This is a genomic window from Mesorhizobium sp. B2-3-4 (genome assembly GCF_006442315.1).
Taxonomy (GTDB): Bacteria; Pseudomonadota; Alphaproteobacteria; order Rhizobiales; family Rhizobiaceae; genus Mesorhizobium.
Window position 1 is genome coordinate 131,943 of sequence record NZ_VFVY01000016.1, and the last position, 16,280, is coordinate 148,222.

A 16,280-nucleotide genomic window follows, 5' to 3' on the forward strand; every position below is an offset into this window, starting at 1 on the left:
CTTCTCGGCGGTAAAGCCTGATTCTGAGGATGCGATCGTCCATGCTGGTTTCAAGTTTAGGCGGCTGTCTAGGGTGAGATACGCCGCTCGCAGACCTGATTCGGCTCGAATTATGTAGCTTCAAGGCAACAAAACCCTAAATTTCAACGCGCTAATAAGCCTGTTGTTGCTGTCTGGAAAATCCGTGCGTAACTTGGCCGTCGATTGCTTGGCGATCAAAAATCGGGCGGGGGCTCATGGTGCGGAAATCGATACTTGCGGTCACGTTTGCCGCATTGATGGCTTCGACCAGGCTGGCTACGGCAGATACGGCCTCGCCGCCGATTACGTCCATCGAATTCGACAAGCGGTGGGGTCCCTGGGTTTCATTCGGCGGATATGCGGGTACGGATGGCACCTCGCATGGCGAGCTTCTGCTCTTCGCGCCGCTCTGGCAGAACGGTCAGAGCCTGTTGTTCGGCGAAGCGAGGGGCAATGTCTACGACGGCGGCCTCGTCGGCGGTGGGGCGGCCGTCGGCTACCGCACCATGACAAGTTCCGGCTTCAATCTCGGCGTCTGGACGGCGATCGACGCCAGCCGCAGCCAGGGCGACAATACGTTTACCCAATGGTCGTCCGGCGTCGAGGCGATTTCCGATCGCTGGGCCTTCCGTCTCAACGGCTATGTGCCGTTCAACGGCACCAAGACCGCCGCTTCCGGCACTGCCGACGTTACTCTCGACCAGAACGCCATCTTCCTCATCGGCGGCAAGGAAAAGCCACTGCGCGGGGTCGATGCCGAGGCGGGTTTCAAGGTGCCGCTCAATTTCGGGAACGCCAAGCTCGGCATATATGGCGGCGGCTACTGGTTCGACGGCGACGATTCGTTCGACAAGATCGCCGGCGGCAAGGTGCGGGCCGAACTGTCCTTCCAGGACATCGTCGGTCCGGGCTCTACCCTGTCGGCGCGTTATCAGCTTAGCCATGACGGTGCCCGCGGCACCATTCAGACCATCGGCGCCACGTTGCGCATTCCCTTCGGCGGCGGCGGTTCGGGCGCCAGGCTGACCGAACAGGAAGTGCTGATGGCGGACCGCATCGAACGCAACGACCAAGTCATGGTCGGCCGCTCCAGGGAAGGAGTGCAGGACTTCTTCACCAATGTCGCGCTCGACCGCGTCGCGCGCGCCAACGACAACGCCAGCTTCGACAGCGCCATCGGCCAGGGCGCCAACACGCTGATCATCCTCGATGGCGCCGGCGGGCCGATCGACGGCAACAAGCAACTGGCGGCGGAGCAGTCGCTGCTTGGCGGCGGCGGCACACTCCTGGTGAAGGGGCTCGACACTGGCGCGGTCGGTGAGATCACCGCGCCCGGCGTCAGGCCGGTGATCCAGAATCTGACAGGCAGCGGCTACGGCCTTGGCCTGTCCGGCTATAACACTGTCGACAGCGTCGACGTGCTGGCGAGCTACGCGCCGGGCGGAACCGTGGCATCGGCGACGCTGACCGGCATCCAGGGCGCCGGCACCAATTTCGTCGCCATCGTCGACAGCAATGTCACGACGCGGATCGCGGGAACGGGTGGTGCCAGCCAGGATGGTGTCGGCACGGTGGCAATGACCGGCATCAATCTCGCCGGCGCTTCCAATGTGTGGCTTTACGACACGACCGTGACCAGCGAAGTCTCGGGGACGGGCGGCGGAGGTGCAGGTGCTTCCGCTGCTGCGGGCACCGGTACCGATTATACGGCAGGTGACGGGGCGGGCGACATCGCCGAAGGTGGCGACGGCGGCGGCTCCGACGGTGCGGAGCCCGTAATTGCCGGCGACAGCACAGGCGTCGACGGTACGGGTGTCAATGGTGGGAACAGCGATGGTGGCAATGCCCTGGTTGGCGCAATGTCCGGCGGCGATGGCGGCAACAGCTTCGCAGGAAACGCCCAGGGCGGTGTTAGCAGCACACCGGCGCCGGGCAAAGAAGCCTCGGGCGGCGTGGGAGGCAAGGGCGGTACTGGCGTGGTCAACGCAACGGTGGTCGCCGTCGATCTCTCGAGCAGCTCGCAAGTGATGCTGCGTAACCTCGAGGTCTCGGCACGCATTTCAGGCACGGGCGGGGCAGGCGGCGACGCTTCCGGCGGATCAGCCGGCGCAAGCTCGGTAACTTCAGGCAGCGGAACCGGCGGCGATGCTGTCGGCGGCAATGGCGGAAGCGCCTCGAACAACAATGTCGGCGGCAAGGCCGGCGACGCCACCGGCGGTTCATCCACGGGCGGTATGGGCGGCGACGGCACAGGTGGCGGAACCAACGATTTCGTCGCCAGCGGTGGCTCCGGGGGCAGCGCCGAGGGTGGGACCGGCACGGCCGGCGCTACCGCCGATATCGCCGCCAATGCAGGCGGCAAGGGTGGCGTGGGCGGAACCGGTGGAGACGGCGTGGCGCAGGCAAACGTCCTGGCTCTCGATCTATCCAACGCGGCCGGCGTGACGGCCAGCAGCGTCACCATCTCTGCCAGCCTTAGCGGCGTCGGCGCCGCCGGCGGTGAGGCCCGTGGCGGCAATGGCGGCTCGAGCACGGCGACCGGAGGCGACAGCACCGGCGGCAATGCTACCGGGGGCAATGCCGGTGACGTCAACAACAATGACGGCACCAATGGCGGCAATGGCACCGGCGGCGACGGCGACACCGGCGGCGGCACCGGTGTTGGCGGCTCGGGCGGCTCGATCACCTTCAACACCAATTCGGGCGGCGATGCCATTGGTGGCAGTGCCGGGCCAGGAGCGGAAGCGTCAAGCATTGGCGGCGACGGCGGCGCTGGCGGCGTCGGCGGCACTGGCGGCAACGGCTTGGGCACGGTGTCGATCGGCGGCCTGAAGGCCGCCGGTGGATCGGACATCACTTTCACCAACCTTTCCACAGCTGTTGTCATTTCCGGTACGGGAGGCGACGGCGGCAGCGCTTCAGCCGGATTCGGCGGCAGCGCTGTGGCCACCGGTGGGTCCAGCATCGGCGGAGATGCCATCGGCGGCAATGCAGGCTCGCTCGAGGGTAACGATGCGGGGTCCGGGGGGATGGCCACAGGTGGCGACGCACGCGTCATCGGCCTTGGCGGCGGAGCCCTCGCCGGCAATGGCGGCAAAGCCGTCCTAGCTTCGGGCAATGGCGGCAATGCCACAGGTGGCGATGCCGGTGCCGGTGGCGCAGCAACCGCCACCGGCGGCGAGGGCGGAAGGGGTGGCGCAGCAGGCGGCGGCGGTGCCGGTATTGTCGATGTCACGGCAAGCGGCATAGATGCAGGGGCTGCCTCCAACATCTCGTTCAACCGGGCGATGACATCGCTCACCATCGCGGCAACCGGCGGCACTGGCGGAGACTCGCTGGGCGGCGCTGGCGGCAATGCTACCGCATCCGGCGGAACCAGCCGTGGCGGCAATGCGACCGCCGGCAATGCCGGCGATATCTCCAACAACTCGGCCGGCTCCGGCGGTTCGGCGGCAGCCGGAGATGGCAGCACTAACGGTGGATTGGGCGAAGGCGGCGAGGGGGGATCCATGCTTGCCACTGGCGGCGCTGGTGGCGACGCGCAGGGCGGCGCGGGCGGCGATGGCGGCGATGCGACCGCCACGGCTGGCAGAGGCGGCTTCGCCGACATAGCCGGCTACGGCGGGGCTGGCATAGGCGCGGCCAGCGTATCGGGCATGTCCGTGGCTGGCGCCGTGCAAGTATCGCTGCAGGGCGTTAGCGTTGACATCGTCGGCAACACCCGCAGCGGCAATGGCGGCGATGCCGTGGGCGCCCAAGCCGGTACAGCCATCGCGACCGGAGGCCATGGCGGCGACGGTGGCGACGCCTTGAGCGGCAAAGGCGGCTCCACCGATGGCAATTCCGCTGGAGACGGCGGCAACGGCGCTGCCGGCAACGGCGGCGGCGCGCTTACATTCAGCGTTGGCGGCAGCGGCGGACAGGCTCACGTTTCGCCGGGCGATAGCGGCCAGTCGACGGGCGGAGCGGCCGGCGATGGCGGCGCTGCAACAGCCCTGGCAGCAGGGAGCGGCTTCGGAGGAGTGGCGGGCAATGCAGGCGCCGCGGTAGGATCGGGTTCGCTGGTAGGTCTCGATCTCAACACGGCAAGCGGATTTGCCGACACGACCACCGTCGATGTTACCTTTTCCAGAACCGCCGGTGACGGCGGCGATGGGTTTGGCGCTGCTTCCGGTATTTCGCGTGCCTTCGGCGGCGATGGTGGTGATGGCGGCGACGGCGGCATACAGCCGTCGGGTGGCGCAAGCAACAATCGTAGCGGCAATGGCGGCAATAGCATCAATCTCAATCCGGGCGGCTTTGCAGCGCCCGGCATCGGTGCGCCAATCATCGTCGATAGCAGTACGTCGTTTGGCGGAACGGGGCCTGGAGGCGGGACTGGCGGTAGTGCTTCGGCCTTTGCCAGCATCGCGTTTCAAGGTGTAGCCGGCGCTGCCGGCGGGGGAACCTTCACAGTCACGAGGATAGTTCCCAGCGGCGCCATTTCCGAGACCGGCACCGGCGGCACCTTAATCAACAACAACACGTCCGGGACCGACGGTCAGAGCGCAACAGGCACCTTCAGAAACGAACAGGCTACAGTCGGCGCGGCGGGTAACAGCGGTAGCGGCTCGGCCGGCATCGCCGGCCCGCAAGAGAACAACGCCGACGGACATTCCGGCTCGGTCACTACCGGACCGCCATGAAGCCCTCGCATAAAGATTGATTGGCACGACCGTGCCCTGACCATCGATTGCGCGACCTTTGCGTTGGTTCAGTTGCTGAGACGGATGGCGTGGTGGCTTCGCCTTCGGCGTGTCCAGGACCTAGCGGCACTATTCGTGGCATTCGCCGCGTGCGCGACCCGACCGGCGTCTTTGGCGCGGCGGGCGGCGGCGCGCTAGGCAACTCCAGGGAAAGTGCGAGCGTCTCCGGTTCGGAACTGCGTAAAAACAGAGCTGGAGCTGCGAGGCTGTAAGCTACCTTTCCTCGACGATCCGCAGATAGGCGGCCGTTACGAACAGCACGATCAGGCCGAACAGGATGCGCCTTGCCCCTTCAGGCATCTGCAGGATGGTCAACAGCGTCGTCAGCACCGTCAGGATCAGCGCGCCGATGATGGTGCCGGTGTAGCCGCCGCGGCCGCCGAAGATGGAGGTGCCGCCGATGACGGCCGCCGCCACCGACGGCAGCACCAGGGGTTCGGCGAGCGAGAGCGACGGGGCCTTGATCAGGCCGATATAGAGCAGGCCGGTGATGCCGGCGAGCAGGCTGGAGGTGACATACAGCGCCGTGATCACCTGCCAGTATTGCACGCCGGAGAGGCGGGTCGCGCGTTCGTTGTCGCCGACGGCGTAGAGCAGGCGGCCGAAGCCGGTGCGCGCCAGTGTGAAGACGATCAGCGCCGCCAGCGGCACGAACAACAGCAGGGCGTTGGGGAAGGCAAAGCCGAGTATGGGGGTGACACCGGTGCCGAGCCAGGCGAGGAAATCGGGAATTTTCGCGCCCGACGCGATCACCGTGCGCTGGTAGACCTGCAGGCAGCCGGTGCCGATCAGGCTGGTGCCCAGCGTCATGATCAACGGGTGGACTCGGAAGACGCCGACACCGATGCCGTTGACGAGACCGATCAGCACAGCCGGCATCATCGCCAGCAGGAAGGCCACGGCCGGATCCTGGTTGACGATCTGCGTCGCCATGATGAAGGCGCTCATCGTCGCCACCGTGCCGACCGACAGGTCGATGCCGCCGGTCAGCATGGTCATGGTCTGGCAGCCGGCGAGGATCGCCAGCGGAATGGCGAATTTGATGGTGTTGGCGATCCAGCGCTCATTGACGATGCCGGGGCGCAGGATCTGCAGGATCACCACCAGGATGACCAGCAGGATGATCAGCGGGATCAGCGGCCGGTCGGCCATGAAGCGCTTGACGCGGCGGCCAAGGGGGATGGGCGCGGGGGTGATCGCTGATGTGCTCATGGGGTTTGCCCGATGTTCTGCGAGGATTGTGCTCTACGGCGCCGTAGAGCGCTATGCTCTATTCCATGCCTCCTCATCATTGCCGCCCCCGCATCGTGATGAACGCCCCGAACATCACCACGGCCACCATGATCAGGCCTTCGATGATGGCGGTGACGTTAGGGTCGATGGCAAGCAAAGTGAGGTCGGTGCGCACCAGGCGCAGCACGAAGACGGCGACGATGGGGCCGAGCAGGCCGCCCTTGCCGCCGCCGAGCGCCACGCCGCCGAGCACGACCGCCGCGACGCTGGCGAGCAGATAGGGGCCGGGGATGGGCGCGCCGATGCCGGTGCTCATGGTCAGGGCGAGCCCGCCAAAGGCGGCGAACAGGCCCGACAGCGCGTAGGCGAGGATGCGGGTGCGCTTGACCGGGACGCCCGATCGGAACGCGGCCAGTTCGCTGGAGCCGATGGCGTAGATGGAGAGGCCGAGGCGCGAGCGCCTGAGCGGTATCCAGATCACGCAGAGGCAGACGATCAGCACCAGCAGCGCCTTCGGGGCCCAGGCGTCGACGGCATCGGGCAGGCCGGGGATCGGCACGGTGCCCGAGATCATTGCCTTCAGCCATTCGGCGGCACCGCCGCCCGGCGCGCCGAGCACCAGAAGGGCCGCACCCTGCAAAACGAACAGCATGGCGAGCGTGACGACGATGTCGGGGACGCGGGTGACGACGATGAGCAGGCCGTTGAGCGCGCCCAGCGCAAAGCCCATGGCAAGCACGAAGGGTACGACGAACAGCGCGTATTCTTCCGAGGCGCCGGCCATCATCGAGGCGGCGGTGACGCTGGTCAGCGCCATCATGGCGGCGACGGAGAGATCGATGCCGCCGGCGATGACCACCACGGTCTGCGCGGCGACCGCGAAGGCGTAGGGCAGCACGGCGCGTGCGAGCGAGCCGAAATCGCCGCTGCCATAGCCGGGCTGGATCAGTTTGGTGACGATGAACAATACGATCAGCAAGGCGAACAGGCCTGTCACCCAGCCCTGGCGGCGCAGGAAGTGGCTCATGGTCTGGCCTCCGGCGCGGGCGCATCCGATGGATTCGCCGAGGGATCGGCCAGGATGCCGACATCGGCCTTGGCGCCGCGCGGCAGGCCATAGGCGGCGCGCATCAGCGCGGGCTCGTCAGCCTCCTCCACGGAGAAGATATCGACCAGGCGGCCGCCGAAGATGACGATGACGCGGTCGCAGACCCGCTGCACTTCCTCGAGTTCCGAGGTGTAGAACAGCACCGACTTGCCGTTGCCGGCGAGTTCGCGCAGCAATTTATAGATTTCCTGCTTGGTGCCGACATCGATGCCGCGCGTCGGATCGAAGCACAGGATGGTGCGGGCATCCGCCGCGATCCAGCGGGCGATGGTCACTTTCTGCTGGTTGCCGCCGGACAGGCGCTGCACCTCGCCTTGCGCGCGGGTGTCGATCTGCAGGCGCTGGATGGCGCTGGCCACCGTGGCGCGCTCGCGGCCCATGGCAATCGGGCCCCAGTTGCGCAAGGCCGCGCTGAAGGGCAGCGCGATGTTCTCGCGCACAGAGCGCTGCATGGCGAGCGCCTCGGATCGGTCGCCCGGCACATAGGCGATGCCGGCGCGGATGGCGTCGATCGGGTGGGCGAATTTCGCGGGCTTTCCGTCGACCTCGATTGCTCCTCCCGATGGCCTGATCGAGCCGGCAAGCGCTGCGAACAATTCGTCCTGGCCCTGGCCCTCCAGCGCAACGACGCCGGCCACCTCGCCATCCCTCAAATCGAAGGAGACATCGTTGAGCTTGGTGCCGACGCGCAAATTGCGAACGGCGATGCGCGGCAGGGCAGGGGCCGATGCCGCGCCCTGGCCGGCGCGCGCAGCGACCTTGGTCTTTTCGATGCGGGTGCCCAGCATCAGCTCGACGATCTTTTCCTCGACGCCCGGAACGATGTCGACGACGCCGACGGTCGCGCCGTCGCGCAGCACCGTGGCGCGGTCGCAAAGGGCCGATATTTCGACGAAGCGGTGCGAGATGAAGATCACCGCGCGGCCGGCGTCGCCCTGGCGGCGCACCACTTCGAGCACTTTTTCGGCAAGGTTGGCGGGCAGCGCCGCCGTCATCTCGTCGAGCAGCAGCACGTCGGGTTCGACGGCCAGCGCGCGCGCCAGGTCGAGCACGCGCAGGATGGCCAGCGGAATGTCGCGCGCGGTGTCGCGCAGGTCGAGATCCGATATACCGAGTTCGCGCACCCAGGCGCGGAACGGCTCGACCGGCGTGCCGGTGAGCCTGAGATTGGACAGGACGTCGAGATCGGGGATCAGCGACGGCTCCTGGTAGACCGGCAGCAGGCCGGCGCGGCGCGCGGCGGCGGGCGAGCGGATGTCGCGGGCCTCGCCGCGGATCAGGATGCGCCCGGCATTGGCCGAAATCGCCCCGGTCAGGATCTTCACCAGCGTCGACTTGCCGGCGCCATTGGCGCCCATCAGCGCATGCACCTCGCCCGGTAGCACGGACAGCGAGGCGTTGCGCAGCGCCGCGACCGCGCCGTAATTCTTGGCGACGCCGGAGGCGTCGAGGAGGGGGCTTTGCTGTTGAGGACTTGTCGTCAAAACGTGTCTGCTCTCGATTCAGGAACCATCTGCGCTCTACGGCGCCCCCCTCTGTCCTGCCGGACATCTCTCCCACGAGGGGGGAGATTGCCAGTTCCGGCGTCCGCTCTCGTCTTGCAACGTTGAAAATTGGCGAAAGCCGAGATCACAGCCAATCTCCCCACAAGTGGGGGAGATGTCCGGCAGGACAGAGGGGGGCCGTAGAGCGCCAGCCTGTATGGCGAGGACGGCACTTCGCCATCCTCGCCATACAATGGATCGAGCTTACTCGCCCGGGCCCTTGCAGGCCACGATCTGCTCCTTGGTGTAGGTGGTCCAGTCCGGGATCGAGATCGAGACCGGCCACTCCGGGCTCAGCGACGGATCGGCGGCGGCCTTGAGCTTGGCCTTGCCTTCGTCGGTGGCGTTGTCCCAGAGCTGCGGGTCGACCAGCACGGTCTGCTGGGCCGGCTTCTTGCCGTCGAGGATCTGCAAGGCGAGCGTCACGCCCGCGCCGCCGATCGAGCCGGGGTTGGTGACGGCGGCGCCGACCAGACCCTTGACCGAGCTCAACTGGCCGACGAAGCCGGCATTGTCGGCGCCGACCACCGGCACCAGCGGCGCCTGCGATTCGACAAGCGCGTCGACGATGACGTTGTCGATGCCCGACGTCCAGACGCCGTTGAACGGCGTGCCGGTGGCCAGGAAGGACAGCATCTGCTGCTTGGCCTGGTCTTGCTGCCAGCCGGTGAAGACCTCCTGCGCGACCTTGACGTCGGGGAATTCGGCCAATGCCTTCTTGAAGCCCTTGTCGCGATCGGAATCGGCCGAAGCGCCGGCGGCGCCGCGCATGTAGAACACCTCGCCCTTGCCGCCCATCTGCTGGAACAGCCATTTGGCGCCGAGATAGGCGTATTGTTCCTGGTTGTTGGAGATGATGTAGGCCGACGGTTCGGTCACCGCCTGGTCGACGGCGACGACGACGATGCCGGCCTTGGTGGCCTCTTCCAGGCCCGCCTTGATGCCGGCCGGATCGGCGGGGTTGACGACGATGGCGTTGACCTTGGCGCTGATCAGGTTGCGGATGTCTTCGAGTTGCCCCGCGGCATCGGTGTTGCGGTGGGCGATGTTGAGCTTGGTCACTTCGCCGGAGGCGAGTGCCTGTGCCTTCATGGCGCACACCATTTCCTCGCGCCAGCCATTGCCCTGCACGGTGTTGGAAATGCCGATCGTGTATTTGCCTTCGGCCGATGACACGCCGATCGAGGCCAGCAGGGCCGCGCCGGCAAGCAGCGGAACCATGGTCAGTATCTTCTTCATTTCAGTCTTCCTCCACATTGTTTTCAGTTCAGTTCCAAGTCGTTGAGGCGTGCTGCTTAGAAAGTGATCCAGGCCGCCCGTCTCAACTCGTTGTCCTCCGCGGGCCGTTGCCGGCCCTGTCCCCTTCCTTACTTCACAAGGGGGCGCAGCACGTCGCGGGCAAGCAGGAAGCCACGCTTCACATCCTCGTCGCTGCCTTCAAATCGCCTGTCCTCGTGCTCGATGATGACTGCGCCGTCATAGCCGGCGCGGTAGAGGCCCGAGAAGAAGCCGCTCCAGTCGACATCGCCCAGCCCCGGCATGCGCGGCACCTGCCAGCCTATGCCGGCCGACAGAATTCCGCGCTCGTACAAACCATCATGATCAATCATCAGGTCCTTGGCGTGGACATGCAGCATGTAGGGGCCGAACTCCCTGATGAAGCGGGCCTGGTCGATCATCTGCCAGACCAGATGCGAGGGGTCGAAATTCATGCCGACATCGCCGCCCCAGGCTTCCAGGATCCGGCGCCAGATCTGGGGCGAATAGGCAATGTTGTGCCCACCCGGCCATTCGTCATAACTGAAGATCATCGGGCAGTTCTCGAAGGCAAGCTTGACCCCGTGGTCGCGTGCATGGGCGACGATCTCGGGCCAGACTTTCAGCGCGTCCTGCCAGTTGACGTCGACGGTTTTCGACGCATCGCCGCCGCAGAAGGTGTTGACGACCGGCACGCCCATATTGGCGGCCAACACGATCACCTTCTTCAGGTGACCGATGACCGCCTCGCGGTGGGCGGCATCGGGGTGCAACGGATTGGGGTAATAGCCGAGGCCGGAGATGGCGATGTTCTTTTGCGCCAGCGCGGCGGTGATTTCCTTCGCCTGCGACGCTGAGGTGCCGGCGGCGTCGATGTGGCTGGTGCCGGCATAGCGGCGGGTGGCGCCGGAGGTTTTCGGCCAGCAGGCGATCTCCAGCGCCTCGAAGCCGGCCTGATGCGCCCAGTCGGCGACATCGGCGAGCGGCGTCTCCGCGAACGGCGCGGTGAGCAGTCCAAGTTTCATTGTGCCTCCCTTGACCGTGATTGCACGGCCACTGTCTATAATGCCGATTGTTTGGATCGCTTCAACCTCGCGACCCCATCTTGTTCGAGACTGCGACGGACGGCCGCCATCGGATCGTCCGAAAGCAGTTCGTCGAGCGCCGAAGTCACCGCCTCGCGAAACGTCCCGTCGGCGGCAAGGCCGGGATCGAAAATCGTATCGATGGCCAGGATGGCGGAGGTCAGTGCGTGCGGGTCGCGTCCGGTCGCATCGGCGATCGCGGCGACCTTGCCGGCATAGGGATCCGACACCCGCCAGCGTTTGCCGAAGCGCGCCGAGGCCTGGATCAGGTAAGCCATCCAGCCGGCGACCGGCACCGACAACAGGCCGATACTCGCGCTCCCGGACAGCCGGTCGCGGATCGGGTTCAGCAGGCGCTGGACGATCTTTTGCGATCCATCGGTGGCGATCTGGTGGTTGCGATGGCGGATCGCGGTGTTCCTCAGCCGCGAAAGGCTCTGCTCGAGATAGGCATGCGGCTCCATGCCCGGCACCGGTGTCAGGGTCGGCAGCGTCTCCTCGAGCAGCATGCGCCTGACGAAAACCGACAGCAGTGGGTCGGCGATGGCATCGAATGTGTGTTCGAGCCCGGCCAGCACGCCGAGCGTGGCAAGCGTCGTCTGGGCGCCGTTCAGCACCCGCATCTTGAGATGCTCGAACGGTGTGACGTCGTCGACGAAGGTGACGCCGGCCAGGTCCCAGCGCGGCATGCGGCCGGCGAATTTCTTCTCGATCACCCACTGCCGGAAAGGTTCGCCGACAGCGACGGCGCCATCGCGATAGCCGTAGCGCTTTTCGACGCTGTCCATGTCTTGCCGGGTCACCGCGGGCGCGATGCGGTCGACCATGGCCGAGGGGAAGGCGGCATTGGCCGCGATCCAGTCGGCGAGGCCATCGCCGCGCTGTTCGGCAAAGCCTCGCACGACATTTTCCAGGATGACGCCATTGGTCGGGATGTTGTCGCAGGAAAGCAGGGTCAGCGGTCTGCCATGCGTTGACCGGCGCAGGTCGAGCGCCCGCGCGAGAATACCGGGCAGGCTGCGCGGCGCCTGCGGGCTGGCGAGATCATGGACGATGTCGGGATGGCCGAGGTCGAGCGCACCGGTCGACGGGATATGGCAATAGCCTTTTTCCGTCACCGTCATCGTCACCAGCTCGATGTCGGGCGAGGCGAGCACGGTCAGCGCCGGTTCGGGGCTTTCCTGGCTGTCCACCACCTTGACGATGGAGCCGATGACGCGCGCCTCGACATGGTCGTTCTCGCGGATCAGCCTGGTGTAGAGGCCGTCTTGCCGGCCGAGCGTGTCGGCAAGGGCAGGCGGGCGGATGTTGATGCCGATGATGCCCCAGCGATCGAATTCCAGCGAGAGCAGGTCGTCGGTGTATTCGGCCTGGTGGCAGCGGTGGAAGGCGCCGACGCCGAGATGGGCCATGCCCGCAGCCAGCGACGCCCGGTCGTAGGCCGGCCTTTGCACGGCGGCGGGAAGCCGCTCCAGCAGGCCGGGTCCAAGTGTTTCGATGCCGTTCACCGGTTCGCCCCGATCACCGACTGCTCCTGGTCGATTACCGCGCCGGTCATCGGGCCGGCCGCGTCGGACAACAGGAAGACGGCGAGGTTGGCGATATCGTGCGGGTCGAGCAGCCGGCCAAAGGGCTGCGCGGCATTGGCGGCGTCGAGCCAGCCCGGGCCATGTCCGAGCGTCTGAGCCTGCATTACCCGTTCGGCCGGCGTGTCGGTCCAGCCGACATTGATCCCGTTGACGCGGATGCGGTCGAAGCGGTGGGCGTTGGCGGCGTTCTTGGTCAGCGTCGCCAGCGCGCCCTTGGTGGCGGAATAGACGGCGAGTTCGGGCGAGCCGCAATGAGCGTTGATCGACAGGATGTTGACGATGGCGCCGGGTGCCTGCCGCTTTCTCATGTCGGCGATGGCGGCCTGCATCAGGAAGAACGGCGCGCGAGCGTTGACGGCAAACAGCGACGCCCAGTCGTCGAGGGTGGCGTCGAGGAAGGAGGCGCGGTCGGTCAGTCCGGCGGCGTTGACCAGGCCGTCGATGCGGCCGAAGCGCTCGATGCAGGATCGCGCCAGCAGGGCGGGCGTGGCTTCATCGGCCAGATCAGCAGCGACGAACAGCGTCGGCGTACCGAGCGCGGACAATTCCGCCGCCACCGCGTCGCCGCGCGGCTTGTCACGACCGGTAATCACCAGGCCACCGGCGCCGGCACGCGCCAGCGTCTCGGCGGTCGCCCGGCCGATGCCTTGCGTCGAGCCGGTGACCAGCACGACCTTGCCGTCGAGATGAAGCTCCATTCCTTCTCCTGGAACAAAGTTTCTATTTTCATAAATATGGAACGCAAATTCCCGATAGTCAATTGTGCCAGCGGCGCGTTACTTGCCGCGCCGTGCCGCCACGCCTTGGACCAGCGCCATGCCGACCGCCAGCGAGGCGGCAAGCGAACGGAAGCCGGCAAAGTCGGATTCCACCACCTCCAGCCAGCTGTCCGACAGCCGGATCAGTGGCGAAAACGTGCTGTCGGTGAGGGTGACGATGCGGGCCTTGCGCTCATGCGCCACCGCCACCAGATCGGGCGTGATCGAATTGTAGGGGCTGAAGGACACCGCCAGAACCGCGTCCTGCGTGCCGATGCAGCCGACCTGGTCGAGCGCGGTCGAGCCGACATTGTCGACCAGCACGTTGCGCACGCCCTGCTGCGAAAGCGTCAGCGACAGATAGGTGGTCACGGGGAAGGCGCGCTTGGAGCCGATCACGTAGATCAGGTCGGCACCGGCCAGCGTCGTCACCATCTTGTCGAAGCTCTCGACGTCGAAGCCGGCCTCGACGCGGCCGAGCGAGGCCTGCGAGGCGCCGACCATGCCGTGCAGGAAATGCAAGGCGGCGTTGGGCTCGGCCTCGGCGCGCTGCTCGGCCCGGCCTTCGGGCCAGGAGCCCTTGACGTGGTCCTTGAACAGACCCTGAAAATCGGAAAAGCCGGCATAGCCGAAAATCTGGGCGAAGCGCACCAGCGTCGAGGGCTGCACGCCGGCCTGCGCCGCCACCTGGGCGATGGTGCCGAGCGCGACTTCGCTCGGATGCTGCCACAGGAAGATCGCCACCTGCCGCAGCCGCTTGGGGAAGTGCACCGTGCCGGAAGACAGCACCGCGCGCAGTTCCTCATAGGTCTGTGGGTGGATGTAGCCCAGGGCCGCCAGCGAACGCCCGCGCTTGCGCGTCGCCGCCTCGTCGGCACTGGATCGTCCGGATGGTTTTCTCGCCCCGCTCATGAATTCAGGCTAGCGCGATACGATCGTTTTACAATATGGATTTTGGAAATCCTGTTCGATGGTGATGCACGCGGCAATATGAACATCCAAGGTTGACGCTCTACGGCGCCACAGAACTCGGCCGAACAGGCGGATACTCAGGAGGAGAGAACATGGTCTACGCAACATCGGACGGGTCGGCGGGCAAGCGTTTGCGCGTCGGCATGGTCGGCGGCGGGCGCAACGCCTTCATCGGCGCGGTGCACAGGCTGGCCATGCGCCTGGACGACCAGATCGCGCTGGTCGCCGGGGCGCTGTCGTCCGATCCGGAGAACGCCGCGGCTTCCGCCGCCGAGATCGGCATCGCGCCGGAGCGCAGCTACGGCGACTACCACGCCATGGCCAAGGCGGAGGCGGCGCGGCCGGACGGTATCGAGGCGGTGGTCATCGTCACGCCCAATCATCTGCACGCGCCGATCGCCACCGCCTTTCTCGAAGCCGGTATCGACGTGATCTGCGACAAGCCGCTGTCGACGACGCTGGCCGACGCCGAAGCGCTGGTGGCGCTGGCGCGGGCGAAAAAGCGCCGCTTCGTCGTCACCCTCAACAACACCGGCTACGCCATGGTGCGGCAGGCGCGCGAAATGGTGATGGCGGGCGAACTTGGCCGGCTCGTGTCGGTGCACGGCTCATACATCCAGGACTGGCTGACAAGGCCGATCGACGCGGACGGCCAGAAGCAGGCGGAGTGGCGCACCGACCCCGCGCGCGCCGGGCAGTCGGCGGTGCTGGCCGATATCGGCGTGCATGCCTTCAACCTGGCAAGCTTCATCTCCGGCCGCGAGGCGCAGGCGGTGTCGGCGGATTTGTTCACCGCCGTGCCCGGCAGGCGGCTCGACGACAACGCCCATGTGCTGGTGCGCTGGACCGACGGCGCGCGCGGCACGATCCTGGCCAGCCAGACCTCGCCCGGCCACTACAACGACCTCTCCGTGCGCGTCTATGGCGACAAGGCCGGGCTCGAATGGTCGGGCGCGCGACCGGAAGAACTGCGCTTCTCGGTCTACGGTGAGGAAACCCGCACGCTGGTGCGCGGCGGCCACGGCTCGACGGCGGAAGCCCGTCGCGTCTCGCGCATGCCGGCGGCGCATCCGGAGGGCTATATCGAGGCTTTCGCCAATTTCTACCGCGACGCCGCCGACATCATCCGCGCGCATCGTTCCGGCGGTGTGGTCGATGCGGCGCGCGCGGCGCAGGTGCCCGACGTGGTCGACGGCGCGCGGGGCGTGAAGTTCGTGGCGGCGGCGGTGGAATCCAATGCGGCGGGCGGAGCTTGGACGGGCGCGCGGTTTGGGGAATGAGGCCGATCTCCCCTGCGTGGCGGAGATCGGCAGCTTTGCCGCCGGCGATTAATCGGCCCCCAACTGCCTTGCCAGATCCGCCAACATCGGGCGCTGTCCCTGAAGGATCTTGACCTCGGCTTCGGCCAAGGTGAACCAGCCGGCCCGGTCGATCTCAGGAAATTCCTTCATCGATCCGGACCTGGGCGGCCATTCCATGGTGAAGCTGTTGCTCCTGATCGCGCCGGGATCGATCCCGGTGCTGTCCTCGACGGACCAGGCGATGACGATCTTGCCGCCCGGCTGCCTGTACTCGCCCAGGCGCGTGAACGGGCCGCCGGTGGTGATGCCCGTTTCCTCGCTTGTCTCGCGGCGGGCCGCCGCCAGTTCATCCTCGCCCTCGTCGACGAGACCCTTCGGGATCGACCAGGCGCCGTCGTCCTTCTTCGCCCAGAACGGCCCACCCGGGTGCACCAGCAGCACCTCGATGCCGCCGCCCAGGCGATAGATCAGCAAGCCCGCACTGCGTTTTGCCATTTTTGTGTGTCCGGTTGCGGTGTCGGCGCGAAGTCGGTCGTCGCTGTGATTCTTCGGGAATCAGCGGCCCCGGCCTTGCATCGGCAGATTGCGACGCCATGTCAGATGCATCCGCATTGCAGCTCATCCGCGAGTCCGGCAATCTGATAGCATCGTTTTTGGGGCGGCGTCG

11 protein-coding genes are annotated in these 16,280 nt (G+C 66.5%); 2 read left to right on the forward strand and 9 right to left on the reverse strand.

Annotated elements, in window-relative coordinates; translation table 11 throughout:
- The first annotated feature begins 236 nt into the window (after nucleotides 1-236).
- Nucleotides 237-4,706, forward strand: a complete 4,470-nt coding sequence (locus FJ967_RS34015; RefSeq protein WP_181176094.1) for an inverse autotransporter beta domain-containing protein — start codon at nucleotides 237-239, stop codon at nucleotides 4,704-4,706.
- Between the two features lie 273 nt (nucleotides 4,707-4,979).
- On the opposite strand, the gene FJ967_RS22705 is transcribed toward FJ967_RS34015, so the two are convergent.
- The 8 genes from FJ967_RS22705 to FJ967_RS22740 form a co-directional block, all read right to left on the reverse strand.
- Nucleotides 4,980-5,978: an ABC transporter permease gene (locus FJ967_RS22705; RefSeq protein ID WP_140734046.1), complete on the reverse strand. Its 999-nt coding sequence runs from the start codon at nucleotides 5,976-5,978 to the stop codon at nucleotides 4,980-4,982.
- A 76-nt stretch (nucleotides 5,979-6,054) separates the two neighbouring features.
- Nucleotides 6,055-7,026 carry an ABC transporter permease gene (locus FJ967_RS22710; protein ID WP_140734047.1) on the reverse strand — a complete coding sequence of 324 codons (972 nt, stop codon included), beginning with the start codon at nucleotides 7,024-7,026 and terminating at the stop codon, nucleotides 6,055-6,057.
- Nucleotides 7,023-8,591 carry a sugar ABC transporter ATP-binding protein gene (locus FJ967_RS22715; protein ID WP_140734048.1) on the reverse strand — a complete coding sequence of 523 codons (1,569 nt, stop codon included), beginning with the start codon at nucleotides 8,589-8,591 and terminating at the stop codon, nucleotides 7,023-7,025. The genes FJ967_RS22710 and FJ967_RS22715 overlap by 4 nt, the downstream gene beginning before the upstream one ends.
- Nucleotides 8,592-8,855: 264 nt before the next feature.
- On the reverse strand, nucleotides 8,856-9,890 hold the full coding sequence (locus FJ967_RS22720) for an ABC transporter substrate-binding protein (RefSeq protein WP_140734049.1): 1,035 nt from the start codon (nucleotides 9,888-9,890) through the stop codon (nucleotides 8,856-8,858).
- A gap of 128 nt (nucleotides 9,891-10,018) precedes the next feature.
- Complete coding sequence (locus tag FJ967_RS22725) at nucleotides 10,019-10,933, reverse strand: sugar phosphate isomerase/epimerase (RefSeq protein ID WP_140734050.1); 915 nt, start codon at nucleotides 10,931-10,933, stop codon at nucleotides 10,019-10,021.
- A gap of 35 nt (nucleotides 10,934-10,968) precedes the next feature.
- The gene (locus tag FJ967_RS22730) at nucleotides 10,969-12,501 is read right to left on the reverse strand and encodes a mannitol dehydrogenase family protein (protein ID WP_140734051.1); all 1,533 of its coding nucleotides are present in this window, start codon (nucleotides 12,499-12,501) and stop codon (nucleotides 10,969-10,971) included.
- Entirely contained in the window at nucleotides 12,498-13,280 is a 783-nt protein-coding gene (locus tag FJ967_RS22735; RefSeq protein WP_140734052.1) for an SDR family oxidoreductase, read from the reverse strand. Before FJ967_RS22735 ends, FJ967_RS22730 begins: the two co-directional genes overlap by 4 nt.
- A gap of 78 nt (nucleotides 13,281-13,358) precedes the next feature.
- Entirely contained in the window at nucleotides 13,359-14,252 is an 894-nt protein-coding gene (locus FJ967_RS22740; RefSeq protein ID WP_140734053.1) for a MurR/RpiR family transcriptional regulator, read from the reverse strand.
- 152 nt (nucleotides 14,253-14,404) lie between these two features.
- Here FJ967_RS22740 and FJ967_RS22745 point away from each other — a divergent pair, with 152 nt between their 5' ends.
- Complete coding sequence (locus FJ967_RS22745; RefSeq protein WP_140734054.1) at nucleotides 14,405-15,592, forward strand: Gfo/Idh/MocA family oxidoreductase; 1,188 nt, start codon at nucleotides 14,405-14,407, stop codon at nucleotides 15,590-15,592.
- 48 nt (nucleotides 15,593-15,640) lie between these two features.
- Here the strand turns inward: FJ967_RS22745 and FJ967_RS22750 are convergent, their stop codons facing one another.
- Nucleotides 15,641-16,108: an NUDIX domain-containing protein gene (locus tag FJ967_RS22750; RefSeq protein WP_140734055.1), complete on the reverse strand. Its 468-nt coding sequence runs from the start codon at nucleotides 16,106-16,108 to the stop codon at nucleotides 15,641-15,643.
- Between the last annotated feature and the right edge of the window lie 172 nt (nucleotides 16,109-16,280).

Coding starts and splice junctions, on each gene's coding strand:
- FJ967_RS22750 (WP_140734055.1), bottom strand. CDS start 16,108: ATGGCAAAACGCAGTGCGGGCTTGCTGATCTATCGCCTGGGCGGCGGC.
- FJ967_RS22740 (WP_140734053.1), bottom strand. CDS start 14,252: ATGAGCGGGGCGAGAAAACCATCCGGACGATCCAGTGCCGACGAGGCG.
- FJ967_RS22745 (WP_140734054.1), top strand. CDS start 14,405: ATGGTCTACGCAACATCGGACGGGTCGGCGGGCAAGCGTTTGCGCGTC.
- FJ967_RS22720 (WP_140734049.1), bottom strand. CDS start 9,890: ATGAAGAAGATACTGACCATGGTTCCGCTGCTTGCCGGCGCGGCCCTG.
- FJ967_RS22705 (WP_140734046.1), bottom strand. CDS start 5,978: ATGAGCACATCAGCGATCACCCCCGCGCCCATCCCCCTTGGCCGCCGC.
- FJ967_RS22710 (WP_140734047.1), bottom strand. CDS start 7,026: ATGAGCCACTTCCTGCGCCGCCAGGGCTGGGTGACAGGCCTGTTCGCC.
- FJ967_RS22735 (WP_140734052.1), bottom strand. CDS start 13,280: ATGGAGCTTCATCTCGACGGCAAGGTCGTGCTGGTCACCGGCTCGACG.
- FJ967_RS34015 (WP_181176094.1), top strand. CDS start 237: ATGGTGCGGAAATCGATACTTGCGGTCACGTTTGCCGCATTGATGGCT.
- FJ967_RS22725 (WP_140734050.1), bottom strand. CDS start 10,933: ATGAAACTTGGACTGCTCACCGCGCCGTTCGCGGAGACGCCGCTCGCC.